Annotated in this window: 19 protein-coding genes; 8 read left to right on the top strand and 11 right to left on the bottom strand. The window is 40.2% G+C overall.

The features are described 5' to 3' along the window. Positions 1-395 precede the first annotated feature (395 nt). Together BM176_RS25415 and BM176_RS25410 are read right to left on the bottom strand one after the other, a co-directional pair. Positions 396-1,304, bottom strand: a complete 909-nt coding sequence (locus BM176_RS25415) for a helix-turn-helix domain-containing protein (RefSeq protein ID WP_090107167.1) — start codon at positions 1,302-1,304, stop codon at positions 396-398. 10 nt (positions 1,305-1,314) lie between these two features. Beyond that, positions 1,315-2,226, bottom strand: coding sequence for an alpha/beta hydrolase (locus BM176_RS25410; RefSeq protein ID WP_090107166.1), 912 nt, complete (start codon positions 2,224-2,226; stop codon positions 1,315-1,317). A gap of 265 nt (positions 2,227-2,491) precedes the next feature. Between BM176_RS25410 and BM176_RS25405 the strand changes: the two genes are divergently transcribed. From BM176_RS25405 to BM176_RS25395, 3 genes are all read left to right on the top strand, one after another. After that, the gene (locus BM176_RS25405) at positions 2,492-2,971 is read left to right on the top strand and encodes a Crp/Fnr family transcriptional regulator (protein WP_177230544.1); all 480 of its coding nucleotides are present in this window, start codon (positions 2,492-2,494) and stop codon (positions 2,969-2,971) included. Positions 2,972-3,162: 191 nt separating this feature from the next. Beyond that, positions 3,163-4,053 carry an alpha/beta fold hydrolase gene (locus tag BM176_RS25400; protein ID WP_177230543.1) on the top strand — a complete coding sequence of 297 codons (891 nt, stop codon included), beginning with the start codon at positions 3,163-3,165 and terminating at the stop codon, positions 4,051-4,053. Positions 4,054-4,382: 329 nt separating this feature from the next. Next, a complete protein-coding gene (locus tag BM176_RS25395) occupies positions 4,383-6,356 on the top strand; it encodes a hypothetical protein (protein ID WP_090107163.1) in 1,974 nt (657 codons plus the stop codon). 348 nt (positions 6,357-6,704) lie between these two features. On the opposite strand, the gene BM176_RS25385 is transcribed toward BM176_RS25395, so the two are convergent. After that, complete coding sequence (locus BM176_RS25385) at positions 6,705-7,535, bottom strand: class I SAM-dependent methyltransferase (RefSeq protein ID WP_090107161.1); 831 nt, start codon at positions 7,533-7,535, stop codon at positions 6,705-6,707. A 515-nt stretch (positions 7,536-8,050) separates the two neighbouring features. On the opposite strand from BM176_RS25385, the gene BM176_RS25380 reads away from it, so the two are divergent. Then, a complete protein-coding gene (locus tag BM176_RS25380) occupies positions 8,051-9,088 on the top strand; it encodes a DUF3667 domain-containing protein (RefSeq protein ID WP_090107160.1) in 1,038 nt (345 codons plus the stop codon). A 125-nt stretch (positions 9,089-9,213) separates the two neighbouring features. Here the strand turns inward: BM176_RS25380 and BM176_RS25375 are convergent, their stop codons facing one another. The 3 genes from BM176_RS25375 to rpiA form a co-directional block, all read right to left on the bottom strand. Further along, entirely contained in the window at positions 9,214-9,489 is a 276-nt protein-coding gene (locus BM176_RS25375; RefSeq protein ID WP_090107159.1) for a hypothetical protein, read from the bottom strand. 80 nt (positions 9,490-9,569) lie between these two features. Next, the gene (locus BM176_RS25370) at positions 9,570-10,124 is read right to left on the bottom strand and encodes a methyltransferase family protein (protein ID WP_090107158.1); all 555 of its coding nucleotides are present in this window, start codon (positions 10,122-10,124) and stop codon (positions 9,570-9,572) included. A gap of 19 nt (positions 10,125-10,143) precedes the next feature. Beyond that, positions 10,144-10,818 (bottom strand): ribose-5-phosphate isomerase RpiA, encoded by a 675-nt coding sequence (rpiA, locus tag BM176_RS25365; protein WP_090107157.1) that lies wholly within the window; start codon positions 10,816-10,818, stop codon positions 10,144-10,146. A 95-nt stretch (positions 10,819-10,913) separates the two neighbouring features. On the opposite strand from rpiA, the gene BM176_RS25360 reads away from it, so the two are divergent. The 3 genes from BM176_RS25360 (at position 10,914) to BM176_RS25350 (ending at position 13,538) form a co-directional block, all read left to right on the top strand. Continuing rightward, on the top strand, positions 10,914-12,221 hold the full coding sequence (locus BM176_RS25360) for an MFS transporter (RefSeq protein WP_090107156.1): 1,308 nt from the start codon (positions 10,914-10,916) through the stop codon (positions 12,219-12,221). Positions 12,222-12,289: 68 nt separating this feature from the next. After that, positions 12,290-13,174: a carotenoid biosynthesis protein gene (locus BM176_RS25355; protein WP_177230542.1), complete on the top strand. Its 885-nt coding sequence runs from the start codon at positions 12,290-12,292 to the stop codon at positions 13,172-13,174. Positions 13,175-13,199: 25 nt separating this feature from the next. Beyond that, on the top strand, positions 13,200-13,538 hold the full coding sequence (locus tag BM176_RS25350) for a hypothetical protein (protein ID WP_090107154.1): 339 nt from the start codon (positions 13,200-13,202) through the stop codon (positions 13,536-13,538). Here BM176_RS25350 and BM176_RS25345 read toward each other — a convergent pair. After that, positions 13,528-18,216 carry a DUF3320 domain-containing protein gene (locus BM176_RS25345; RefSeq protein WP_090107153.1) on the bottom strand — a complete coding sequence of 1,563 codons (4,689 nt, stop codon included), beginning with the start codon at positions 18,214-18,216 and terminating at the stop codon, positions 13,528-13,530. The two genes, BM176_RS25350 and BM176_RS25345, sit on opposite strands and share 11 nt — an antisense overlap. Positions 18,217-18,378: 162 nt before the next feature. Here BM176_RS25345 and cls point away from each other — a divergent pair, with 162 nt between their 5' ends. Beyond that, entirely contained in the window at positions 18,379-19,857 is a 1,479-nt protein-coding gene (cls, locus tag BM176_RS25340) for a cardiolipin synthase (RefSeq protein ID WP_177230541.1), read from the top strand. Positions 19,858-19,864: 7 nt separating this feature from the next. Here the strand turns inward: cls and BM176_RS25335 are convergent, their stop codons facing one another. The 4 genes from BM176_RS25335 to BM176_RS32790 form a co-directional block, all read right to left on the bottom strand. Further along, a complete protein-coding gene (locus BM176_RS25335; protein ID WP_177230540.1) occupies positions 19,865-20,218 on the bottom strand; it encodes a hypothetical protein in 354 nt (117 codons plus the stop codon). 63 nt (positions 20,219-20,281) lie between these two features. Next, positions 20,282-21,415, bottom strand: coding sequence for a lactonase family protein (locus BM176_RS25330; protein ID WP_090107151.1), 1,134 nt, complete (start codon positions 21,413-21,415; stop codon positions 20,282-20,284). A gap of 657 nt (positions 21,416-22,072) precedes the next feature. Then, the gene (gene mnmG, locus BM176_RS25325) at positions 22,073-23,941 is read right to left on the bottom strand and encodes a tRNA uridine-5-carboxymethylaminomethyl(34) synthesis enzyme MnmG (RefSeq protein WP_090107150.1); all 1,869 of its coding nucleotides are present in this window, start codon (positions 23,939-23,941) and stop codon (positions 22,073-22,075) included. Between the two features lie 847 nt (positions 23,942-24,788). Continuing rightward, positions 24,789-25,009: hypothetical protein (locus tag BM176_RS32790; protein WP_218162283.1), on the bottom strand; the 221-nt coding region annotated here is incomplete at its 5' end.

Here is a 25,009-nt window from a genome sequence, read left to right as displayed (position 1 = left end):
AATGCGCCAATTGGCATACCATCTTCATAAGCACCTGTAAACAAACTATTTATTAACTATAAGGCCGGGGCAATACCGCGATATACAAGGGTTTGATTCTAAATACCGCGAAATATCACGGTTCATTATTTAGCATTGGGGAAGTATGTTTTTCTGATTGTTATTAAAAACACATAAATACTACTCTTCACGCGGTTTAAGAAAGCAGCTAAACGCTTATTAAGTCGGCGACAACCGGATTCGAACTTGCGGATTAACAAAATACTTCGACATCTCCCCGCTCCTCTCCATAAAAAAGCCTCTCGTAAAAAGAGACTTTTTTATTTAACAACTTTATACGTTTGGGAGATTGTATACAAAACTCGAGGAGCTGGATAAAAATTCCGAATAGTTTATCAATTGAATGAAGATCTAAACTCCAGAGGCGTCACATTGGTTTTATTCTTAAATAGCTTGTTAAAGCTTTGCGAATGTTCAAAGCCGAGTTCGTAGGCAATTTCACTAACCGAAAGATTAGTCGTTATCAATCTTTCCTTTGCTTTTTCAATAAGTTTTCCGTGAATAAGTTGTTGAGTGTTTTGCCCGGTTAAGATGCGAGCCATATCACTCAGATATCGCTGAGATACCTGTAATTGTTCGGCTAGATCCTTCACTACAGGCAAGCCGTTGTGTATTGCTTTGTTTTCATCGAAATAGTTACTGAGCAACTGATCCAACCGGCTTAACAAATCGCTGTTGACCAGTTTCCTGGTAATGAATTGCCGTTGATAAAAGCGATTGCAGTAGTTTAAGATTAAGTCAATTTGCGACAATACGATCTCCTGCATTACCGTATCGATATGTTCACACTCCTGTTCTATTTTGCGAAACAGATGCAGTATATCCTGCTCTTCACGAACAGAAAGATGCAAAGCCTCGTTTATGGAATAATCAAAATAACCAAAGGTGAGTATCTTATATGCTAACGGGTTTTGTAACAAAAAATCGGGATGTAGTAATAATACATATCCTGTTCCGAGTTCTTTTTGTTGGACATCCGCCAGCATCACGTGTGACTGTAACTGCCTGGGCGCAGTAAAGCTCATCACGCCTTTGTCAAAATCATAATAGCTTTGGCCATATTTGCCTTTAGCCTGAACATTCCTTTTGAGAGAAATTGTGTAGAAATTCAAAAAGAAACCTTCCCAAACCACATTCTTCACTGGACGTATATCTTCTACATGCACCACGCTTACCAAGGGATGTAGCGGATCAGGCAAAGACAACAGTCTATGAAATTGAGATATAGAATTAATCGTTTGCACAGGTACTAATTTACGCCAAAAGATGTTCTTTATAAAAAGGGATCAATTGTGTCAGCGCCTCCTTCATCGCTTTGGGCTGGTCGTACAAATCGTAATGACTTGCCCCTTTTACTACGTGGATTTTCTTGTTGGCAGAGGCCGCTTTGTTGAACAATTCAAAACCATCACGATATGAACCGAAGGCTCCCACTTTATCACCTACAACCACCATTAATGGTTGTGTAAGTAAAACCTCAGCCAGATGAAAAGCATCAAAAGTAATCAGGTTAGCTAAACTCGTGAAGCGTAATTTATTACACGAGGCAGGATGCTGCCCACGCGGTGTTCTGTAATAGTCGATAGCCTCCAGCATATCCAATTCATCCATACCGGCTTGCTTCGCATCCTCAACCGAGTTAGGTGTCCAGTTCGTAATCAAAATATCAGCTCCATTAGCCTCCGCTGTGCGCTGCCCGGATACGGCTTCAAGCGTTTGCAAAAACGACTGTTCACGAAAAGCACGGCTGACATTGGTAGCTACTACCGTTCCCACGGCTTTGATGCGTCGCTCTGAAAGTGCGGCATTAGTCGCATACCCGCCACCAGCACAAATACCCAACACGCCAATGCGGCTGTTGTCAACATACTCCAAGGTTGTTAGATAATCTACCGCACAACGGATGTCTTCTACGCGAGTGGCCGGATCTTCAAGGTAACGGGGAACTCCTCCGCTTTCCCCTTGAAAGGACGCGTCAAATGCGATGGTTACAAATCCTTCTGCTGCAAGTTTTGCAGCATACAATCCGGATGTCTGTTCTTTAACACTGCTGCCCGGATGTACACACACGATGGCGGCATTATTTTTTGAAACATCCAGATCTTCCGGCAAATAAAGGTTGGCTGCAACCTTCCAATCTCTATTGCTAAACGTTACTTTTTTCATTGTACCTTCTTTAAAAGTTGATAGCACAAAGTTAGAACCACAATATTCTATATCTGTTGCCGATTTGGTAGATCCTGTAGCCGATTTAGTTGGAAATGAAAATAATCCTGGTCAATTTCTGCACTTCGATAAACAGATAGAAATATCAGCAAATCTTATCTTTGGCTGATTATTCATCATGTTGTTGCATACATTAGAAAATATATTCGGAAATACAAGCTTGTCACACGAGGCCGTGGAGCTTCTCAACAAGCATGTTGTCTTTATGGATGTTGCTAAAGGCTCCTTTCTAATAAAGCAGGGGCAGCGTTGTAACCATATCTACATTATTGAAAAAGGGTTTGCACGAATATTTTCTGTTATTAATGGTAAGGAAGTTACCACCTTGTTTGCCAGGGAAAACGATATCATAACATCAACTTATGCACTGTTTACACAAACTGGCAGTAATGAAAATGTAGAAGTACTAGAAGACTCCTTTATATTGAAATTAAATTACGAAGAGTTTGTCAACCTCTGCAAGGAACACCCTAGTCTGTTTAACCTGTTCCGGTTCATAATGGAAAAGTACTATCTCGCTTTGGAAGAAAGAACTTTGTCCCTCCAATTTGACAGCGCTTTAGAACGTTACCGCAAACTGCTTTCGCGGGACCCCTTTATCTTACAAAGAGCATCACTTGCCTCAATTGCTTCCTTTTTGGGTATGTCGCCGGTAACACTGAGCCGTATGCGGGCTCAGGTCTGACAACCTTTCTTTTTAGCATTTGCTAAAAAATCATCTTCTTACTGCATTTAAATTTGCTTTACCAAAACAGTATTGAAATGGTAAAGACTTATTCAGTGCTATTTATGTTATTGCTGTTTACTAATACTTACGCAAAGCCCCCGGGGCTTATAGACAGCAATGAAATTGTTCAAAATACTAATTACTATCACATGGAAAGACCAAGTTTTAAAAGCAAAATTTACCGCGCACTCATCCGAATAATGGGTATAAAAACAAAAATTGAAAAAGAATTCAGGACCGGAGATTTCAGTAAATTCCACAAAGCCGCCAGTATACCAGATAAAGTAAAAAGCCAGTGTGATGTCTTATACCGAAAATCACCCACTGGGAGAACAATCTGGGAGCTGAAGAAAAAGAATAGCATGCCGCAACGCTACATATTTTTCCTGCATGGAGGCGGTTTTGTTGCTAACATTACAAAATACGACTGGTTTTTTCTAAACAAGATTGTACAACATACTGATTTGGGTATTGTGATACCTGACTACCCGCTGGTTCCTGCAAGCAATTACAAAAATGTGTTCGACATGGTAGTACCTGCATATGAAGAGCTACTACAACAAGCAGGCAGAGAAAACGTAGTATTGATGGGGTTCTCCGCAGGTGGGGGACTTGCTTTTTCGCTTGCACAATATGTCCGTAACAATCAGCTTACCCAGCCTTCTCAAATCATTTTACTATCCCCTTTTCTGGATGCTACAATGCAGAATCCTGAAATTCAGATAATTGACAAGTACGACCCCTACATTGATATTAAGGGGTTCAGCAAAGCAATTTCAATTTATGCGGCAAACACCAATATTTCTAACTACATGATAAGTCCGATATATGGCGCTCTGGAAGGATTAGCCCCCATCCATTTATTTGCTGGAACCCACGAGGTGGTATTGCCCGATGCAAGAAGACTAGTAACTCTGGCAAAAGAAAAAAACATAGCCCTTAATTATTATGAATACAAGGAAATGTATCATGCATGGATTTTTTTAAATATGCCTGAGGCTAAAGACGTATTCAATAAATTGATGCATATTTTGAAATAACTAAAATACCTGCCATTAGCTTTTAATGTATTTAAATTAAAGTAGTAATATTCATGGCAGTAACGCTTTTTAACATCTCAGTACCCAAACCTCCGCAGACCAATAGCGAAGTTTATCATTCCACCAGATTTTAGCATTACAATTCCAGGCAGCATAACAGGAGAATAACTCTTATAATGGCTACTCCCGGATATTCTTTGAAGTTCGCAGGTAACCTTATTTCTGGCCTTATTACCGCTTGTAGATCATTTGTAGTGCTCCGTTTTATGAAGATATAAACTGAACTACCGAAATTTGAGATGTATGAATGAAAAGTAAAATGGAAAAACATGCAAAAATTGCTGGGCACGATTCGCTTTATAAAATCTGATCAGGAAAGCTGGGAATTATTGTCAGGAAGCTATGCTGCCAAAAATGACATTGTATGGAGAGCAGAATTTGATTTTATTGAAGAGGGCATTTATAATGCCCAACGCTATTACGACAGGCAGGGCCTGCCCGTAAGTGCAAGAGGTACAAAATTACCCAAACGGCCAGCCTCGGTACCGGAACGGGCTTATTATGAAGACCAAAATAATTCGTTCCATGTGGATGCCCATTGGCAAATGAGTGAAATAGATATTCGAACGAATAAATATACCGGCTACATTGTTATGTGGGACCGGGACGGTGATCTGCTAAGCAAATATAAATATGATACAAGCAACCGCATACGGGAAGAGGAGTACGAATATGAATACGGAAAGATCAGGTATGCCAAATGGAGTGAAGATGGCGTTCGGTATGAAAGTTTTTATCACCGGTTCAAGGACAAATCAATAATCCATAGAAAAATTGTTCATCGCAACGAGGGAAATGATAGTGAACAAACCATCTTCGATAAAACAGGCCAGCAATTGTATGTTGTACGTGATGAAATGGTAACCGGCTTACACCGGCGCAGGTATTACAATAATATCCTGGTGTATGAAAAAGAAGACCCTCGCATTAGTTATTTTTATCCCAATGGTACTATCCTGGTTGACTATTCTCCCAATAGCGATGGAACAGGTAACTGGCAGTTATATGATGAGCAGGGGCAGGTAGTACTAAAAATGCCGGAGAATTATAAGCATAAGCCGTGGGAGGTATTTATGCCAGGCTGGAAGGACTATGGGAAAGAGGAAACGCCCATTACTGCCTGGGACGCCATTACAGCGAATTTCAGGAAGAAGTATAACGAAGTGCTCATCGAAAATAAAATAGCAGCATTGGAAACGCCTGCAAAGTTGCAGGCGGAGTTTGACAAAATAGACATGGACAATACTTTGTTAACTGCCTTTACCGGACTCTTATCAAAAGAGGAGGAAGTTGCTAACGTATGTTCCCGCCGCATCTGGTCTCAATTGGAGTACGAGGAAACGTTGCTTGAAGTTAAGGTAGGTATTATATTGGCGCGGATGCTGCCTTATTATCTAAAGGAGTCCGTGATCAGGCAACGATTATATAAGTTTCTTTGCAGTGTGGTGGCGTTGCCGAATATAAAAGGACTGCATGACCTGTATGCCGAACTGCAGGCTTCCCTGGAGCCCTTGTTGCCATTGTTTTTCGAACAGGCAGGTGGGCCGGATGATGAAATTGCGCGGCAGGCACAATATGTATTGTTAATTGCAGGTAACGAACATCCAGCAACATCAACCCTGTTACTACAGGAATGGAATAATACAACACATACGCGGGTAAGAAGAAGTTATGCTGTTTTTGCATTGGGGGCGATGTATGCCTTCAATGGGGAGACCGAAAAAATGATCACCAGGTTTTCGCCTGCTTTCAATACAGAAACAGATGCATTAGTTCGGTTGATACTGGCTGTTTACCTGGTGGTTGCTACCAAAGAGGAAGCGGATGAACGTTGGCTGGCCACACTATTGACCACCCTTGTCAATGCATCAGCGCTACGCAATGATTTTGATAACATGAAACCATTCAGGGGCGAAAGTTTTTTGGAAGAGTATATACTGGCAGTGCTTCATGATCTGACGCCGGAAGTATTGGCGCAGCATATCGCCTCGATCATCGCGCAATTACCTGCCATCAGCGGGTCAGAACATGCACCGCTTTTTGAGGCAATATGCGCCATACTGTTGAGCGGAGATGCATTGCCTTACATGGAACCTTTAACAAAAAAAGTATTGCTGGCCATTGCCGATATGGTGGAAAAGAATCCTGGTTTTGTAGACAAGGAGGAAAACTGGTTTAAGAGTTATTGTATACCCACGCATGCCGATCATATCAGGGACCTGGCAGCCAGTAAAGATAAATAATAGGAACAGTTTGTCTTCCCAAAAGGAGTGACCTATAATCACGAAAAAGGGGCATTTCTAACCTCTAAAGTAAATTCACCGTTTGAGCCAATTGCGAGTCTGAACAACATTACAGGTGGGGATAAAGAAAAACGAGGCTGTATCAAAAGTATGATACAGCCTCTTTTTATTCGGGTACCTGATGGAGACTTATAGCCATTTAGACGATTCTCAGACCCTTTATTTATTTTTGATACAGCCTCGTCCAATTCAGTCGGGATAACTGGATTCGAACTTTGATGTCCATTCAATTGCAGATTCAAAATCATATTTTCTACAAATCTCCCTTGCTAATATTGTTATTGATGATCATAATAAAACCGGCAACAGCAATAACTGAAAACTTAACACTTGTTGAATGATCTCATTAGCCCAGGAACTTTTCTTTGCCAGTTGAAAATCATCCGTAGCTACCAGTCCATATTTTTCTATTTCCTCCTGTGTGAATAATGAAATAAAAGGAATAAAGTCTGTTTCAAATCCCTGAGCTGTTAGCTTATCTGCATAGTCTTCTCCATAAAAGCGGATATGACCGGGATCCCCGAAAATGAGGGCGCGTTGTTCCGGACTGGTAATACTATCATCTTCATATGTAATCTCCAGCCCTGGCTTGATTGGTACCTGCAGCAATGCAATTCCGCCAGGCCTAAGTACCCTGAATAGCTCACTAATAGCTTTATCATCTTCTTTGATGTATTCCAATACGTGCGAGCAGAGGATCACATCGTACATATTATCCGGGATCTCCGGCATATGAACAATATCGAGGTAAATAGTCTCCGATGGGTAAGTACTTTCAAATGTCAGTGCAAACTTATCTGCAGGTGTGTAATGAAGCCCTTTCATCTTTTTAAAGTATCTGTAAAAGATGCTTTCGGGACCAATATGCAGGAGCTTTTTGCCTGCATTGATGAAGTCAGGATACTTCTCCATGTATAACCATAAGGCCCGGTCCCGCTCATTAGAGCGACAACGGGGACATTGTCCCGGACGCCGGTCTACACCTAGTGGCAGAAACCGGGAAAAGGAACGTTTACAACAGGGACAGGTTACCTTATTCCCTTTGTGATATAGGCCTCGGAATTGCAGATACAGGGGTAACGCTGTTTGTTTCAGAATTCTTTTAATGACGGGTTGCATGATGTGGAAAGTTGGGCTGACAGGCAATTATTACGTATTACTATGATGCAAAGATGGCAAGTAAAGATGAACCCGGCAGTCAAAATTGACAGGTGGTAACGACGAAATAGTAAATCTTTTAAATTGTTTATTGATTGTGTATGTACGTGTCTATTGCTGGCTATTTTATGAGTAGTCTAACGCATCTCCGGTGGCTAAATCCGCTACTGCAGCCGGGTTTCACCGAGTGTCTTTTCAGCTGTTGCCCATCTTATTTAATTATAATATAGCATGGAATCTGCTAAATAATTCAGCTTGCCTGCCAGTTTAAAAGCAAAATCATTTGTCTCATTTTGGGATAAAATCCTTGTCTCTGTCGGGGTAGAAATGAAATAGAAAACACCTTCTTTTTATACACACATTTCTGTTTTCCTGTCATAACTAAAGTAAAAGCCAATTATTTGTTAATATAACTCCTCAAAAATTACGAATCCTCAACCTTCCTTCCTATTTTTATTTATACAACGCTTTCGCCTATGTCAAAACATCTACGTATAGATAAAACCTGTTTGAATTGTGGTAACACAGTTGAGGAAAGATTCTGTACCCATTGCGGTCAGGAAAACCTGGAACTAAAGGAATCCTTCGGACATTTATTCAGACACTTTTTTGAAGACCTTACCCATTATGATTCCAAGTTGTTCACAACAATGAAGGATCTGTTATTTAAACCTGGCTTTTTAACAAAAGAATACCTTGCCGGCAGAAGATCAAAATATCTGCACCCCATACGGATGTATGTATTTATCTCCTTCCTATATTTCCTGGCGCTTTTATCCTTTAATCACGCTGAAGAAAGAATTGAAGAAGCCATTGCAGAACACGCTTCCCTGCAAACAAAAAAACAAATAGCTGCCAACCTGCATGTTATGCTTTTGACTAAAAGCAATGATACGCTTGCGGATAAAACAAAGGAAGCCCTCATCAATACAATAATGGTATCGAACAAGCTCGATTCGCTTCCTCATACATACCAATTTGAAGTACTCATGGGTATCGATTACGAGTATTTAAAACGGTATGATTCCGTGCAAAATTCGCTGCCGGTAAATAAAAGAGCCCACAATCCGGTAAGCTGGATCTATCATCACTGGCTGGAAACGATTGAACACTATGGTGAAGGGGCAGTCCAACAAGTGTCGGCCAAAACACAACATATCATTCCTAAAATGATGTTTGTACTATTGCCACTGTTTGCGTTATTATTAAGACTCTTTTATGACAGGAAGAAATATTTTTACGTTGATCATGCTATCTTTTCATTGCATTTTCATGCTGCCGCTTTTTTAATCTTCCTGTTTTTCTCCATTATTGAAAAAATATTCCCTTCCCTGACATATATTTTCAATAACCTGGAATTATTATTCATCATCCTCTATATCATCGTTGCTTTAAAGACTGTTTATCAGCAATCAGTATTCAAATCCATTTACAAAGGATTTGCACTGATTACACTGTATTCGATCTTTATCGTGTTGGGATTTGTGATAGTTGCGTTAACTGCTTTAATGTAATTAAACGAAGTTGTATCAGAAATAAATGAAGGACTGGAGAATAACCTAAACAACGACAAGCCTTCATCAAGATCCCAAAATAAACGAGCCTGAATCAGAAATTCAGGCTCGTTTTAAATTAAGTTCTACTTGCGGATGTAAAGATATTTATTGCCGCTAAGGGAAATAAATTGATGTAGATAAAACCTTTTTCTCATCCACTGTTTCCTTTTTTTAGAAACCATTTTCCAGTTCGGATAATCACGATTACCTTTTGTAGATGGATAATGGTGCCCGTTATACCGGTAATATCCTGTAGGATTGTAATCCATCCAATAATATGGATAACGTCGCTTTTCATCATAGATACCTGCCAGACGCCTTATACAATTGTATGTATGGCTATCAACAGTTGCATCCATTCTTTTTTTGTTTTTCACTTGTAAACACTTTGGTGCTACAAGGCGTCAAACTCTTTTTTCATATCCTGCAAAAATATAGTTTAATACACAAATGGGATCAACCGCCACGTTTGTTTTTTATAGTCAACATATTCCTGCCCGAAATTAGAAACCAATAACTCCTCCTCTACTTTCATACGATATAAAAAAGCAACTAGTACCGGAACAAAACAAATGAACAACCCAATCCTGTTATTAAGCGCAAAACCATTACCGAAAAAAGAAAATAAAGAACCGAGATAAGAAGGATGACGCAGATATTTATACAATCCTTCTTTTACGATTTTATGATCTGAACGGATCGTTACATTCACAGTAAAATATCTTCCCAGCGTATACACCGCAAAAAATCTGAATAGCATCCCTGCAACAATCATCCCCATTCCTATATAGGACGTTCCCCTATAAGTGCTGATGGGCGCAGGGTACATGGCAGAAATAAATTGTGCTGCAGGCATCACACTCATGATAGTTATCCAGATAATCATGAGTGACTGCCGGTCGGACTTTTGCTTGTCTTCTTTTCCAGCACGTAAGATCCTGTTCAGGAGAATTTCAGAGGTTAGCCAGATGATGCAAATCACCGCATATAACATAGGATATAGCTTTATACTTTTAGATCGCCTTTATCTCTCCATTCTCATACGCAATAATCACCGTTGGTTGTAAGTTCAGGAATAATCCCGTTTCTACAATACCAGTAATCGCTTTCAACTGTTGGTGTAACTGCACAGGATCTTTTATCACACCAAAAGAGCAGTCAATAATATAGTTGCTGTTATCAGTGATATATGGTTTATCTTCTCTTGTACGGAGTGTAGGCTTACCCTGCAATGTTTGCAGCGCTTTAAATACCAGCTCCCATCCAAAGGGAACTATTTCCAGCGGCAATGGAAACTTGCCCAGTGTTTTAACATATTTACGTTCATCTGCTACAATCACTCTCTTTTTGCTGGCATGCGCCACTATTTTTTCCCGCAACAGGGATCCTCCTCCTCCTTTAATAATCTGCAGGTCTTCACTGATTTCATCTGCACCATCAATATCTATATCCAGTTGTTGTATTTCACTGAAAGAAGTAATGGGGATACCTAGTTCCTTCGCCTGCTTTTCCGATGCGAGCGAGGTAGCCACAGCCTGTATATGCAGCCCTTGTTTCACCATCTCTCCTATTTTTTGAATTGCCCAGTAAGCAGTAGAACCAGTACCTAGTCCTACAAGCATTCCAGTATGTACAAGTGATGCTGCTTTCTCTCCTGCTGCCTTCTTGGCTATTGTAATTGCGTCCATGATGATCTATTTTGTAAAATAAAAGCAATATAAGAATTAACAGATTCGTATGTGTAAGACTATTCCTTATTTTTGGTAGCCACCTATAAATATATATGACCACCGCAAACATTGAAAAACACAAATCAAACGATACCGCCTGGCGTATTAAAGCTATTTTTACCGGCTCTATCGGCAACCTGGTTGAATGGTACGATTGGTACGCCTACGCCGCATTTGCGCTCTATTTCGCCCCTGTCTTCTTCCCCAAAGGTAATCCTACGGCTCAACTTCTGGACACTGCTGCTATTTTTGCTGTAGGTTTCCTGATGCGCCCCGTAGGTGGATGGCTGTTTGGCACTATTGCCGACCGCTCAGGCCGGAAAACGGCTATGACCCTGTCTGTATTGCTGATGTCCCTTGGCAGCCTGATGATAGCACTGGCGCCCACTTTTGCCGTGGCCGGGATCTTCTCCCCCATCATTTTATTAACCGCCCGATTATTACAAGGACTGAGTGTTGGTGGTGAATACGGTACCTCCGCTACCTATCTGAGTGAGATATCCACTCCCGGCAGACGCGGCTTTTACTCCAGCTTCCAGTATGTTACCCTCATCGGCGGACAACTCATCGCTCTGGGTATACAAATGTTGCTGCAAAAGGTGTTCCTTACTCCCGAACAACTGCATGCCTGGGGCTGGCGAATTCCATTTGTAATCGGTGCGGCATTGTCATTGTTCGCCATGATCATCCGGCGGCATATGAAGGAAACAATAACTGTGGAAAAAGAGAATACAAAACGTGGTTCTGTACTTATTCTTCTTAAAGAACATCCTCGAGCAGTGCTAACCGTTATTGGTCTTACAATGGGTGGTACGCTTGCCTTTTATACGTACACTACCTACATGCAAAAGTTTCTTGTAAACACCGTACACCTCACCAAAGAACGTTCTACTTTTTTAACGTTCTGGTTAATGGTGATATACGCCTGCATACAGCCACTCTTTGGTTTGTTAAGTGATAAAATAGGACGTAAGCCACTACTGCTGAGCTTCGGCTTACTGGGTACATTACTTACTGTTCCCATTCTTACTGCTATTAGCCATACTACTTCCGAATGGAGCGCTTTTTTCCTCATTCTGGCGGCTCTCATTATTATCAGTGGGTACACTTCTATCAATGCTGTTGTGAAAGCAGAAATGTTTCCTGCTGAAGTAAGAGCGCTCGGAGTAGGACTACCTTATGCTCTTACTGTAGCAATCTTTGGAGGTACCGCAGAATATTTAGCGTTATACTTCAAAAAGGTAGACCATGAATCTCTGTATTACTGGTATATCACTGGCTGCATCTTCATTTCCCTCATAGTATATGCTGTGGTACGCGATACAAAGCATACCTCACATATCGATAAAGAACTAAAATAATGTTTCCCTACCCTAACATGCCATACGGGCTTCCGCCTTCTTACTGTTATCCGTTAACAGAGTTTTTCATGTACCTCCTTTTTATTATTACGCTGTTCAATGCATGGAAAAAAGGTATAGGGCATGTATCCTATTTGCTTGGTGGTGTTGGCTTTGGTCTTTTACTGGAATATGTAAATGTAATGAGTAGCGCAGGCTATAAATATGGGCAGTTCATGCTGATGCTCGGACATGCTCCCGATAATATCCCGGTATGCATAGGTACCAGCTGGGGCATTATTATTTATACCTCCCGGTTAATATCAGATAACAAGGGCTTACCTCTCTGGGCTGCTGCGGCTTTTGATTCCCTGCTGGCTCTCAGTATAGATCTCAGTATGGATGTTGTGGCCTACCGGTTACACATGTGGCACTGGAGCTGGGAGGATAGACAACTTCCTCAAATGGCACTTACAGGAGATTGGTTTGGCATCCCTTATGGTAATTTTTTTGGATGGCTCTGTGTTGTATTCTTTTATTCCTTGTTTGCCCGAACTCTTGAAATTATTCATTTTACCAAAGCAGGAGCCATTCGTGTATGGAAGGCTATCATCCCACTACTATCAATATTAATTTCACAGTTAATATTGTGGTTAACGCTGTTCCCTGTGTCTACATGGCTGAAAGTTCATTTTAATATTGTTAGTAAAGAGAAGCTGATTTTTTTACTGGTGCTCTTTCCCATTATGACCATTGCAGGATTCACGAAGAAACGGGAAGTAACTCCAACCGTATTACCTTTCATTACCTGGCTGGTGCCTGTATGGTTTCATCTTTATTTCTTTGCCTGGTTGTTTATAGGAGGATTTTCAAGAGAGAATAAATTGATGACTTTCTTATGTGTGACTAACCTGTTTATTGTTCTCGTTATCCACTGGTGGATTCACATTCGCAAACCGAACTTAGGCAGATAATATTTTAATACCGAACTTTGTAAAGATGAAGCAGGAAAATAAAAATATAAAGATCAGCCGGATGGCTGCTAAAACAGCTATCAAGATATTCATTATCATATTATTCTTTGGAATACTTCCATTCATTGGAGGGCACCAACCCTGGGATGCACGTGTGGAAACAACACACCTGTATATCCCAAATAAATGGACGTTGGTATTTCCTGCAATACTATTTCTGGGATTCCTGTCATTGCTTATCATCTGCATGAAAAAGAAATACCAGGAACCAGATTTCAACTGGCTCCTGGTATTCAATATATTGATCTTGATTATTTATCTCGTAATGTTATACAGCAGAATTTTCAAAGCTGTTATGGTTTAGTCTTCAGCCATTCACCATCCGGATAAATAATATCCTGTTCAATGCATTGGTCTATGACTGCTGCAAGATCAGTTTTTATATCTTCTGTAACACGGCTCAGTCCTAATGTTTTTGCCACCATTGGTATTGCTGCTAACAGAGAAATTGCTACGGCATCTTCTACTACTTTTTTCACAGCAACGATCACTTCTTCCGGTGCAATGTATGCCAGCCTGCGGGAAGCCGCAGGCAAATTAGCACGACTGCGTAATGATGGTATTTCCATTTGTGCATGCCACAAGAACTCTTCTTTTACAACAATACTCCCTACACTTTCTGCACTGGTAATAGTCTGTTTTACTATTTCCCTGATCCGGCTGCCAACACGGGAAACTCCCGCCGCTTCTATCATTCTGCGAATTACTTCATCCGTATGTACCGGGCTTTCTATCAGCACTATCTCTTCAAGCCAACCCTGCATTTTTTCTGCCGGATGTAAATGCAAATCTTTTGTTGCTATCTCTGCCGGTAACACCGCTAATTCATATAACGGTGTATCTGTTCCATCCTCTTCTTCTGTTTCTCTAACGATCGTATAAACATCATTTTCTTCTTCAACATTTACTACCTGTTGTGATCGTACATTTTCTATTGCATCCAGTAATCTTTTCAATTCCCGTGCAGGATGACGGAACCAGTCTGTACTCCACACTCTGTATATTTCCCAACCCATATCTTCCAGTACCTGCTGCCGTAAACGGTCTCTGTCGCGGGCAGAACGTGCAGTATGATAAGAAGCTCCGTCACATTCTATTCCCAGTAAATACTTCCCGGGATTTTCAGGATCTGTAACAGCTAGATCTATATAAAAACCTTTACTTCCTATTTGCTTATGTACTGTATACCCTGCTGCTGTGAGCTGTGTTGCTACCAGTTCTTCAAAAGGAGCCCGTGCAGGCGTACTTCCTGAAGATGCCACCGGCAATGTTCCATGCTGTGCATAGTAGAGGAAATTCTTTAACGCATGTACTCCTTCACTTTCTGTTTTACTGATATCAATATCATCGGCAGTAAGATTGGTAAATACCTCACACCGTTGTTTCGCACGGGTTATTAACACATTCAAACGGCGTTCTCCACCTTCATTATTCAGCGGACCAAAAGAAAGATTCACGGTTCCTTCCGGTGTACGTCCGTAACCGATACTGATAAAGATCACATCTCTTTCATCTCCCTGCACATTCTCAAGATTCTTTACAAAGAAAGGTTCATGCGGATGCGCTTTAAAAAACATTTCAATATCCGGGATTGTTTTGCGCGCGGTTTCTAACGATTGCTGAATGGCCTGCATCTGTGCAGTACTAAATGCTACAACACCGAGGCTCATTTCAGGATGTTTGCGCACATGTGCTATCACCGCTGCTGTTATTGCGTCTGCCTCTTTTTGATTGGTACGCGTTTTACCACGATCATATGTTGCATCTTTTAAAAGATGATATGCCAATCCCATTTTCTGATCTCCACCGGGACTTGGGAAAATAACTAACTTATTTTCGTAGAACTCGTGATTGGAAAATGTGATGAGTGATTCATGACGACTGCGATAATGCCAGCGTAACATCCGTTGTGGCGCGCCCTGCGCATCACACATGCCTAATATACTTGGCATATCTGCTGTTACATTTTCTTCATCATCCACTTCTTTCAACAAAGAATCAAAAAAGCTGCTGGGGGGTAACTGCTTACTGTCTCCTACTACCACTAATTGTTTTCCACGGAGTAAAGCGCCCAATGCATCTACCGGTCTTACCTGGCTGGCTTCGTCAAATATTACAAGATCGAATTGCAGAGAACCTGGCGGTAAAAAGTTAGCAATAGAAAGAGGGCTCATCATAAATACAGGCTTGATTGCCTGTATTGCCAGTCCGGCTGCCTGCATCAATTTACGGATGGGCATATGTCTTGCTTTTTTATTAAACTCTGTACGCAAAACATTTACCTGCCCTCCTGCTTCCAATGGTGGTACACCATCCCAATGTTTTAAAGCTGCACGCGCCCTGTTATATTGCAGGTTCAGCATATCCAGTTTTACAAACTGTTTCACTGCAGACTCATGACTGGAACGTTCGAATTTACGCAGAGAAGAATGTTCTGTCAGCGCCTGTTCCCATAAATATTCATACCATGTTTTTTGCAATGCTGCTTTCAATCCTTTACTTCCTTCCGGCCAGCGTATAACCGCATTAATCAATGTCTGAAACCCTTCAGCTGCTGCGGTTGCAGAGAGATTATTCCATGAAATTACCTGATGTATTTCCGGTAATCCTGCTGCCCAGGCCTGCAATAAAACAATCTGTTCTTCGTAGGGGCGTTGTAGTAATGGAGTGACGTTACGGAATCGGAGTAATTCATTTAATGCAAGTGCTTTTACTATATTTTCAATAGCAGATCCATGCTGTTGTAAAGTTCTCAACAGTGTATCATAATAATGCTTTGCATTTTCTACCGGTTCGTTTCTTTCCAGGTAGTCTAATATTACTGTAGTGCAGGAACCTATACTTATCTGACGATGTACTTCTGTGAGATAATTTGTTGCCGTTTCCAGTGCTTCCCAATTCGTATAATTTTTCTGCCAGCGCTGACCGAATAATTCTTTTGTCAGTACTTCCTTTTCCTGGATTATTTTATCCAGCCGGCGGGCCTCCAGTATTGCATCTACACAAGATAGTTTTCCGGTAAGATCCTTTGGCAATCCTGCTTTACACAATGCCGCCAGTTGACGTTTACTACGATTATAATCACTGATCACGAATTTGTACCACTTCTCTCCATACGCCAAAAGGTTCTGACGAATTTCAAGCACCTGCTGTTCCCATGCTTCCGGAATCAGTATGGGATCATATATCTCATGCAACTGTCGTAAGCGTTTCCCTGTTTCGAGTACTTCTTTGATCTCTTCTTTTTGCTGAAGCCATGCAGGGTGCTTGATCAGGATACCATTTATATCCGGAGATATGGATGCCAGTTGTACTACAAAAGATAAATCCATGCTATGCTTTCTGCTCAATGGCATGGGCAGTCCTATCTGTCCGGCAATGACAGCACTTTCATGTTGCAGGGTTGTTGTTGTTTTTTCTCCTTCTTTTAAAACAGGCAACAATTGCTCTTCAGCTAATGGTAGTAATACTGTTAACTGGCTTCCCCAGAATAACAGTGCTGAAGGTAATCCTGTTTCTGCAAGGCGTGCTTCGATTCGTGAAGCCATCGCTTCTGCACGTTGCATCTGATTAATATCCCAGGAAGAAATTTCGGGGATCTGAATCCGGGGTAGTTCTGTATTATCAAATTGTTCTTTCAATTGTAACAGGTAGCCCATTACCTGTTGCGGAGTAAGTCCGCTTTGTGCAACCTGTGTATTTATGGACAGACAATAATCATTCAGCTCCCGGCGGTAATCATTCAGTAATGTTACTTCCTGTTGCAGTTGTTGTATTGCTGGTTTACCAAGTTCCAGTGTTCTTCTTAATTCCTGGTGCAGTTCTTTTTTATTGGCTTTATGGCTATGCAATTCCAAACAGGCTTCTCCCAGCTGAATGCTATCCAGTCTGCGTTTCACCACTTCCAGTGCTGCCATTTTTTCTGCTACGAACAATACCTTTTTACCTTCACCTATTGCATTGGCAATAAGATTTGTAATTGTTTGTGATTTACCTGTACCCGGTGGTCCCTGGATAACAAGATTACGTCCTTCCTGCACCGCCAGCATAGCCAATAGTTGGGAACCATCGGCATCTACCACCTGATGCATTTCATGCGCGTCGGTTTCTGTATCTATAAATGCATCTTCCGGTACAGCGGGTTTACCTTCATTAAAGCCTTCTCCAAAAAGGCTTTGCAGAATGGGATGATTTACGGGTTGTTCATCATCAGGCCATAAGTTACTATCCAGATCATGATACAACATCAGTTTACCAAAAGAGAAAAATCCCAGTTCTACCGCATCCGGGATCACTTCCCAGCCGGGCATTCCATGAATAACTTCTGCTAATTCTCCTATGTAATCCATCACGGCTATTTCATCTGCTTCCGGCATATCGGGGAGATGTATTCCGTATTCAGTTTTTATTTTGGTTTGCAGGCTCAGGTTCATTTCCACTTCTCCACCGGTATAGCGTAAACGAAAACGTTCCCTTGCGCTGGATCTTTCGAGAGACACAGGAATCAATACCAACGGGGCCTGCCGCAGTTCTTTACTATTATCTTTTTCATACCATCGCAGCATTCCCAATGTGATGAACAGGATATTCACACCCTGTTCCTCCAAACTGGTACGCGCTGCATAATAAGTATTCAATAACCTGTTTTGTAAACTTGCTACTGTTTCCAGTGTTTGCAAACGGGTGTCGTAAACAACTTCTTCCTGCCCTTGTAAAACAGGATCCGTCACATCAGCTTCGGCTTTTGGCGAAGCTGGCATTGTCAATTCCAATTCCGGAATTTCCTTATTACCGGGTTTCGGTAAAAAAGTCATTGCCTTCCCCTGCTTTACCAATACTTCATAAATATTGGTAGCCTTCTCCTGTTCAATATGTACCCCCCGACTAGCGGGTAAATGATAATTGAGTAAGGGGTTACGTAATCCCAGGTCGAGTAATTCCCGGCGGGAGGCTTCAAGTTTTGTTAGGATTGATTCCTGCATGTACAGCTTGTTGTAACAACAAAAAAAATGATAATTTACGTTAAGAACGATTTATGGGGATAATTTATTCTCGTCAATTTTTTAATAAGACAATATTAACTTGTAATACAACAAGATAAATTACAAGTACCTTTATCCACATAACTATTATTAGTAACCATTGTGTATCAGATATTCTATTTTCTCTGGGGAACAGATTGGCACATTGCACTAAAAATATCAGGCTACGTATTACTTTCTCTTTCTTTTATTGGAGTTGTAAGTAGTATACTGCTTGAAAACCGTAATGCAATAAAGGCGCTCGCTTATATCATGTTACTGGTATTCGTACCTGTTCTTGGATTGATTGTTTATTATTATCTGGGGCGGGACCTTCGCAAGCGCCGGCGATTTACATTGAAAGGTAGTAAAGATGCCACATTGATGCTGCGTTACTGGGAATCTCAGCGTAAAGAAATAGTAGAGTCGCAATTACAATTACGTCATCTTGTAACGAACAAGCAGGAAATTTCTGCTATGTTATTGAATACCAGGCATTCTGTACTTTCTCATAATAACCGGGTAGAATTGTTACTGAATGGAGAAGAGAAATTTCCTGCAGTAATGGAAGCGCTGAGAGCTGCTAAACACCACATCCATATTGAATATTATACGTTTACATCAGATGATGTGGGAAATGCTATTGCAGAGATCCTGGTGGAAAAATTAAAAGAAGGTATAGAAGTCCGGTTTATATATGACGATTTTGGTTCTGGAGACATTGGCGATATCCCTGAGCTACTCGAAGATAATGGTGCGGAGGTATATTCGTTTTCTCCGGTACTGATTAATTTTTACCTGAATGCCAATTACCGCAATCACCGTAAGATTATTGTTATAGATGGAGATGTGGGTTTTACTGGTGGTATCAATATAGATGATCGGTATCTTAATAATGGTAAACATCCGGTTTTCTGGAGAGATACCCATTTACGGTTAGAGGGGGATGCGGTGAATTTATTACAGCTGCAGTTTTTAATGAGTTACCGTTATTGCAGCAAGCAAATCTTTAATTTTGGTGATCCTTATTTTCATCGTTCAGAAATAAAGGGTAATTGTTTTGTTGATGTGGTAGCCAGTGGTCCGGATTCAGATTTTCCGATGACCATGCAAGCGATCCTGATGGCAATAAATGTTGCCACTCGTAGTATCCGGATAAGCAATCCTTATTTTATTCCAAACGAACAACTCCTCACTGCTTTGCAGATGGCCGCGCAGGCAGGTAAAAATGTAGAGCTGCTACTTCCTCTCCGGGGGGATTCCTATTTTGTACAACATGCTGTTCAATCTTATATCAAATCAATGCTGGATGCAGGAGTGAAAGTTTATTTTTATAAGAAGGGATTCATTCATGCGAAAACAATTGTGATTGATGACAATCTCGCTATTGTTGGTACTGTAAACCTGGATAACAGAAGTTTTTATCTGAACAGTGAAATCGCTGTTGTGGTCTATGACAAACCTACTGTACAAAAATTACAATTATCTTTTGAACAGGATTTACAGGATGCAGAGTTGATTGAACGCCGCTCCTGGAAAAACCGTTCAATCTGGCAACGTTTTATGGACGCTGTTTGCAGATTGCTGACGCCTTTATTATAAAGAGTTACTAATCAATATTGTCATTGCTCTCTTCAAGATCTTCATGTCTGTCACCTCCAAGACTATAAAAATTATTTTCCTCATCTTCTTCACCGAGAACTTCTTCATTATCATCAAGTTCTGCTCCGGGTATATCCAGGCTCTCATCAAAATCTGCAGGTTCTATTCCTTTCTCTCTGGCAATTTCATTATTGATTCTGGCCGAACCAGTCACTTTTTCCACATCAAGATCTTCCTGTTCTTCCTGGTTCATAATATCTTCACTTGCCGGGTAAATGGGATACCCTGGAAATTCTTCATTATCTTCTTTATCTTTTTTACCTGAAAGATCTTTTTCCGTTTTAACATCTTTGTTTTTCATAGTCTACTTTTGTAATTGAGTGTAAAAAAGCAATCCCTATAAAAATTCTACAATTTCCGTACCCTAATTACTTCCAATCATTTTAAGACATACCGGTGCGGGTACTTTAGTTTCCTGCTTGACAGGCCTGAGTAATCCTGTAATTTTATCTCTCTTAAAAACAGCTATATTATCTGAATCCTGATTTGCGGCCAGCAGGAAATTCCCGGAAGGAACAATCATAAAGTTTCGTGGTGTTTTACCACCGGAAGGTTGTTGACCTTTTTTTACAAGCAGGCCCTTTTTCTGATCAATACTATAAATCACAATATTATTAAGACTTCCTCTGTTCGATGCGTATAAAAATTTACCATCCGGCGAAGTGTGGATATCTGCCGCGGAAATTTGTCCTTTAAATTGTTCCGGTAATGTGGATATCATTTGAAAAGGGATGAGTGCCCCATTCTTATAATTGAAGGCGGTGATTTTTCCGTCCAACTCATGAATCACATAAACCCATTTCCCATTTGGATGAAAAATGAGATGCCTGGGTCCTGAGCCAGGAGGGAATGATGCAGAACCTGGAGATGCCGGCGTCAATGGTTGAACATCTCCCTGTTTATATGCATAAATCGCTACCTGGTCTATTCCAAGGTCCGCCGCATACAGGAATTGATGATCCGGACTAAATACCACACAATGTACATGTGGTTTTTCCTGACGGGCCTTATTTACACCGGCCCCTGTATGTTCTATTGTTTGTACGGGTGCATCTATTCTTCCATCTTCTTTAACCGGAAGAACAGATAAACTACCTCCTCCATAATTTCCAACTATTACATACTTACCATCCTGATCAATATTTACATAACAGGGTGAATCACCACCGGAAGGTTGCTTGTTCAGAAAGTTGAGCTGTCCGGTAGTAGTGTCCCAGTCGAAAGCGCTAACGGTTGGCGTTTTTCCTTCATTTGTAGCATACACATGTTTTTTATCTGGAGCTATTACCAGGTATTCAGGGTTATCCACATCTTTCACAATACTAACAAAACGGAGTGTTCCTGTCAGATTATTAAAAGCATAAACATTGATTCCCTGCTCTGCATTTTTTGTATAGGTACCAACCAATAAAAAACTTTCATTCGTGGTAGTATCAATTTTTGTTTGTGGAACCGAAGATAATAGTAAGCTGGTGTAGGTAAGTAGTGTATTAAGCATATTGGAAGCTTATTTAGGTAAGAGTAATTTACGAAATAAGGAATAAACAAGGAAAACGTATTTTAAAGCCCTATTTTTCCAATGACCCCTATTTTGAAGCAATGATATTACAACATCTGCGATCGTTCAAATTCAGGGAGATAATGAGGTCGTTTTAATAATTCTTATTTGATTGATTATCAATAATTTAGATCATTTTACTAAAAAACCCAGCCCGAAGAAACGGACCGGGTGTTTTTATACTTCTAATTTAACCTTTCTCTTTAATTCGATGCCTATAAAATATTTTCATTGTGCACCGCAAAATAAAATATGCTAACACCCATTATAAATGGGGAAAATGTTTTTAATCTATTATGTTATTCAAAAGTTGTTTTTATCGTTGTAGAAAATTATCTGACAGATAAACTGGGTTATGCTTTTACAATTTTTATAAGGGTAGTAATTTTCTATTAAATCAGGAATATCTATTTGTTTTGATAAGTATGAAGTTGCTAGTTTACCATTATTAAAAATCAGTTGTGTGTTCAGTTGTTTTCATAACGCTAGTTTTACTATCCTAAAAGAGATTTCGATTTCGGTATAAGACGAATATAAACAAAAAAATACATGCTTATATAAAAGCATGTATTTTTATTTTGGACAAATTATTTTTTTCTACCTACCCATATAAACCATCAGGATCTGAACATCACTTGGATTAACTCCACTTATGCGACTAGCCTGACCTAAAGTTCTTGGGCGAATTCTATTAAATTTCTGTCTTGCTTCGGTACTTAACGATACCAACTTGGTATAATCAAAACTATCAGGAATGATCAGATCTTCTAACTGGCTCATTTTTTTCACCAGTTCATTTTCCTTTTCTATATATACTTCGTACTTCACCTGAATTTCTGCCTGCTCTAAAGTTTCATTATTAAAGCCAGCCAGCGCGTTTTTCATTTTAGCAACATGCTCTTTCATGATAAAAATATCCATTGAAGGACGGAGCAAAATCTGGTATGCACGGATTCGTTGTGTTAATGGAGCAGTATTTTTTTCAATCAACAGCTGATTAATTTCTTCCGGATCTATCGGTAACTCTTTTAAAATCGTTATTATTTTTTCTACTCCTTCCTGTTTTTCTTTCACTTTATCCATTCTCTCCTGACTGGCCAATCCTAAACGGAAACTTTTTTCTGTCAACCGGAGGTCTGCATTATCCTGACGTAACAATGTTCTGAATTCTGCACGGGAAGTAAACATACGGTAAGGTTCATCAGTTCCCTTATTTATGAGGTCATCTATCAACACCCCAATGTATGCTTCACTCCTCTTTAGAACAAATGCCGGCTGACCGAATGCTTTGAGGTGTGCATTAATTCCTGCCATCAAACCCTGACATGCTGCTTCTTCATATCCGGTTGTTCCATTTATTTGTCCTGCAAAAAATAAGTTTTGAACTTGTTTTGTTTCCAGGGAGAATTGTAATTGTGTTGGTGGAAAATAATCGTACTCTATGGCATACCCCGGACGGAACATTTTAACATTCTCAAATCCGGGTACTAACTGCAGAGCTTTATATTGTACATCTTCCGGCAGGGAAGTAGAAAATCCATTCACATAAATTTCCACGGTATTCCAACCCTCGGGTTCTACAAACAACTGGTGTCTTTCTCTTTCGGCAAACCGGTTGATTTTATCTTCTATACTTGGACAGTATCTTGGTCCTATTCCCTGAATTCTTCCCTGGAACATTGGTGAACGATCAAAACCTGTACGTAACATTTCATGTACTTCTTCACTTGTATAAGTGATGTAGCAACTTTTCTGTTGTTCAGGTTTTATCTTTTCAACATCCAGGTAAGAGAATCCGGTAATCACATCATCTCCTTTTTGTTCTTCCATTTTGGAATAGTCCAGGCTTCTGGAATCTACTCTTGGAGGAGTCCCGGTTTTCAAACGGTCACTTTCAAATCCGAGTTCTACCAGTTGTTCGGTAATTCCGGTAGCCGCTCTTTCTGCTACTCTACCTCCACCGAACTGTTTATCTCCAATATGCATCACCCCGTTTAGGAAAGTACCGTTGGTCAGTACAACTGATTTTGATTTTATTTCATGACCCAGTCCAGTGATTACACCATAACATTGCCCGTCTTTTACCAGTAATCCTTTTACCATATCCTGGTAGAAGTCTACATTCGGAGTTTGTTCCAAAGCTTCTCTCCACTTTGTAGCAAACAACATTCTATCGTTTTGCGTTCTTGGACTCCACATAGCAGGTCCCTTAGAACGGTTTAACATTCTGAACTGAATCATTGACTGATCAGTAACTATACCTGAGTATCCACCAAGTGCATCAATCTCTCTTACTATTTGTCCTTTAGCGATACCTCCCATTGCTGGGTTGCAACTCATTTGGGCAATAGTCTGCATATTCATGGTTATCAGTAATACCTTGGAACCCATATTTGCTGCTGCAGCTGCTGCTTCACAACCGGCGTGTCCTGCGCCTACCACTATAACATCGTAAGATGGAAACATAAGTTAGTTTGAATAGGTAGCAAAATTACATAGAAGGAGGGACATAATTGAGATGTTCCACGTGGAACATACAATTAGTTTTGGAGGGGTGCTTTACGATACTAAATCAGATTAAAAATACAGAGCTGGGGTATGCTCAGAAAACTAGAGTATGCAGAAGAATAAGTCCATCTTAAATTAGTTCTATTCTTTGTACCTCCCCCTGGAAGGTAACTACTAATATTACAAATGTAAGGTTCCTCCCCTCTTTATGTTACTTCCACCTAATATTATTTCAGACACAAAGAGTTTATACCCTTATGTTACTTTCCACCCCATTTGTTCTAACCTTCCCCTGTTTCATAACCAAGGAGCATACATCCCTATGTTACTTTCCACTCCATTTGGTTCTAACCAAACCATTGTTTCATACCCAAGAGGTCGATACTCTTATTTTGCTTTCTACTCCCTTTGATTCTAACCTACCATTAAAGAACAATCCATCAATCTTCACTTCATTTTATACCAACCCAAATAAACCATACTCTTCTATTGCAATAGATACAATAGTTATTGATTCCCTTTTAACAATAAATAACCTCCCGTCCTTTTCAGTTTATAATAAGATGATAGAGTAACTAACAATCATTGCCCATTCCTCCCCCAATGAAAATTACTCATGACTCTCCCAAAAAGAATCCATCCATAACTCCAGCATAGGGCAGTGACCCGAAGCATCCTTTATCTTATGGTAATATAAAGGCTGATTGTTCGTCTGTCTTTTTCTTAATATACAGCTCTTGCCCTCAAGCATTTTCTTTCCTTAAAAACCTGGGAAGGAACTCACTTTAATCTAAAAAAAGAATAACTATTCCAAATTAGCTGTAAAAAGGGCAAAACGGGCAAAAATGAATCGGTGGAAAGTCTCTGTCAATAACGCTTCCAGAGAGATAAAGCATATATAAAGCATACATGAAGCATATATAAAGCATAGATGAAGCATACTTCTAGTCACCCAATAAGGGACTGATGTTTCGCTAAAAATAACTTGGAGATCAGAAGAAGGCTGCAGGATTTGAAGATGAGCCG

This window comes from Chitinophaga sp. CF118, from assembly GCF_900112615.1.
Taxonomy (GTDB): Bacteria; Bacteroidota; Bacteroidia; order Chitinophagales; family Chitinophagaceae; genus Chitinophaga.
Note: the sequence above shows the minus strand (reverse complement) of the source record. Positions and strands in the feature narration are given on the sequence as shown.

Excerpts from the sequence above, each read along its gene's own strand:
- BM176_RS25360 (WP_090107156.1), top strand. The coding sequence starts at position 10,914 with ATGACCACCGCAAACATTGAAAAACACAAATCAAACGATACCGCCTGG.
- BM176_RS25375 (WP_090107159.1), bottom strand. The coding sequence starts at position 9,489 with ATGGATGCAACTGTTGATAGCCATACATACAATTGTATAAGGCGTCTG.
- BM176_RS25330 (WP_090107151.1), bottom strand. The coding sequence starts at position 21,415 with ATGCTTAATACACTACTTACCTACACCAGCTTACTATTATCTTCGGTT.
- mnmG (WP_090107150.1), bottom strand. The coding sequence starts at position 23,941 with ATGTTTCCATCTTACGATGTTATAGTGGTAGGCGCAGGACACGCCGGT.
- BM176_RS25395 (WP_090107163.1), top strand. The coding sequence starts at position 4,383 with ATGCAAAAATTGCTGGGCACGATTCGCTTTATAAAATCTGATCAGGAA.
- BM176_RS25335 (WP_177230540.1), bottom strand. The coding sequence starts at position 20,218 with ATGAAAAACAAAGATGTTAAAACGGAAAAAGATCTTTCAGGTAAAAAA.
- BM176_RS25400 (WP_177230543.1), top strand. The coding sequence starts at position 3,163 with ATGGAAAGACCAAGTTTTAAAAGCAAAATTTACCGCGCACTCATCCGA.
- BM176_RS25350 (WP_090107154.1), top strand. The coding sequence starts at position 13,200 with ATGAAGCAGGAAAATAAAAATATAAAGATCAGCCGGATGGCTGCTAAA.
- rpiA (WP_090107157.1), bottom strand. The coding sequence starts at position 10,818 with ATGGACGCAATTACAATAGCCAAGAAGGCAGCAGGAGAGAAAGCAGCA.
- BM176_RS25355 (WP_177230542.1), top strand. The coding sequence starts at position 12,290 with ATGTACCTCCTTTTTATTATTACGCTGTTCAATGCATGGAAAAAAGGT.
- BM176_RS25410 (WP_090107166.1), bottom strand. The coding sequence starts at position 2,226 with ATGAAAAAAGTAACGTTTAGCAATAGAGATTGGAAGGTTGCAGCCAAC.
- BM176_RS25405 (WP_177230544.1), top strand. The coding sequence starts at position 2,492 with ATGGATGTTGCTAAAGGCTCCTTTCTAATAAAGCAGGGGCAGCGTTGT.
- BM176_RS25370 (WP_090107158.1), bottom strand. The coding sequence starts at position 10,124 with ATGTTATATGCGGTGATTTGCATCATCTGGCTAACCTCTGAAATTCTC.
- BM176_RS25385 (WP_090107161.1), bottom strand. The coding sequence starts at position 7,535 with ATGCAACCCGTCATTAAAAGAATTCTGAAACAAACAGCGTTACCCCTG.
- BM176_RS25380 (WP_090107160.1), top strand. The coding sequence starts at position 8,051 with ATGTCAAAACATCTACGTATAGATAAAACCTGTTTGAATTGTGGTAAC.
- BM176_RS25345 (WP_090107153.1), bottom strand. The coding sequence starts at position 18,216 with ATGCAGGAATCAATCCTAACAAAACTTGAAGCCTCCCGCCGGGAATTA.